General features: G+C 46.7%; 1 protein-coding gene. It reads right to left on the bottom strand.

Annotation, left to right across the window (positions count from 1 at the left end):
* Positions 1-705 (bottom strand): sensor histidine kinase (locus R7Z47_RS24915; RefSeq protein WP_318130773.1); only part of this gene is annotated, 705 nt, incomplete at both ends.

Below are 705 nucleotides of genomic sequence, written 5' to 3'. Positions count from 1 at the left end.
AGCAAGCTCTTCCAATTGCTGGTGTAAACAAACTAAAAGCGTTTGTTCGCCAAAGTGCTGCGGCTCAATTTTCTCTTTGCCTAACAACAAAAACGCCTCGGTCAAAACGCGCATGTCTTCACACGCAGCTTGCATTCGCGCAATCGCTTTTTGTGCCACCCTTGGCTGGTCAGGCACTCGAGATAAAATGTCTGTTGAGCCTGCGATCACCATAATAGGCGTGCGAAGCTCATGAGAGGCAAAACGACTAAACTCTTGTTCGCGGCGGAAATAGCCCGCGATGTCGTTCTTACTGTCTAACAACGTCTGCTCAATATGCCGCGTTTCACTGAACTTCGTTTCCACTTCAAATGCAGGCTGGTCGGGTGGCATCTGGCTGATTTTTGACTCGATTTTAGCGAGCGGTCGAGCCAAAATTTTCACCATAGAAATACCGTAACCAAGCATAATCAAGGAAAACAACCCGCCCAATAACAGAGTGAACTGGTGCAATGAGCTTTCGTATTCATCCAGATAATCGTCCGAGTCATCTTGGAAAACGATGTACATCAAGCCTTCGCCAGAAGGATGATCAAACACCACAAAGTGCTTATCCTCTTCGCCCAACAAGTATTCATAAAAGCCTGGAGATTTGAACGCGAGCAACCAACTTGGTGTCGGAGCTTTGCTCCAATAGGAGTTAAATTCCAACTTGTTTGGTAACGG

The sequence above is a fragment of the Vibrio sp. 1641 genome (assembly GCF_033339995.1).
Lineage (GTDB): Bacteria > Pseudomonadota > Gammaproteobacteria > Enterobacterales > Vibrionaceae > Vibrio > Vibrio alginolyticus.
The sequence above is the reverse complement of the archived record's forward strand: the minus strand, read 5'-3'. Positions and strand labels throughout refer to the sequence as shown.